Raw genomic sequence first — 602 nt, 5'->3', positions numbered from 1 at the left:
GAACAGCAGTCCCAAGTCTTCGCTGCCGTATCCCAGGCCGTCCATGACGGCAAGCAGGTCGGACAGCGGCGCGCCCGCTCCCCCGTACTCCTCGGGTAGGGCCATACTGAACAGGCCAAATTCTGCGCATCGGCGCCAGCCGTCCCGATGAAAAGTGCTGGCACGCTCGGCGGCTGCGATGTCTATACTGAGCTGGTCGCGGGCAAAACAGGCGGCATGCTCGCGCAGCGCGACTCGTCGTTCATCAGGCGGGTTTGGCATTGCACTGACGCTTCAAAAGTTGATAGTGGGTCTTGCCCGTCGAGGTGCGGGGCAGATCAGGAAGGTAGCGAAATTGGTCGGGCACCATGTACTGTGCGAGTCGGTTGTAACAGAACCGACTCAAATCGGTGGGGCAGACCGGGATATCGCGAGTCACGACAAATGCCGTGATGGTGGTGTTCCCGTCGGAACCGGAGCTGACCACCGCACAGGCGGTCAGGTCAGGATGGGCAGCCAGACATGATTCAATCTCATCCAACTCAATCCGGTATCCATGACGCTTAATCATACGATCAAGCCGCCCCAGCAAGAGGTAGCCTTCGCACGAGGAGCGAACGACG

Annotated in this window: 2 protein-coding genes; both read right to left on the bottom strand. The window is 60.0% G+C overall.

Annotated features, from left to right (window positions below; all coding sequences use genetic code 11):
* A partial coding sequence (locus KQH55_RS15905) for an acyl-CoA dehydrogenase family protein (RefSeq protein ID WP_235091650.1) occupies positions 1-261 on the bottom strand: 261 nt, incomplete at its 3' end.
* Positions 245-602: hypothetical protein (locus KQH55_RS15900; protein ID WP_235091649.1), on the bottom strand; the 358-nt coding region annotated here is incomplete at its 5' end. The genes KQH55_RS15905 and KQH55_RS15900, both read right to left, overlap by 17 nt.

Origin of the sequence: Mycetohabitans sp. B3 (assembly GCF_021498065.1) — a bacterium.
GTDB lineage: Bacteria > Pseudomonadota > Gammaproteobacteria > Burkholderiales > Burkholderiaceae > Mycetohabitans.
Note: the sequence above shows the minus strand (reverse complement) of the source record. Positions and strands in the feature narration are given on the sequence as shown.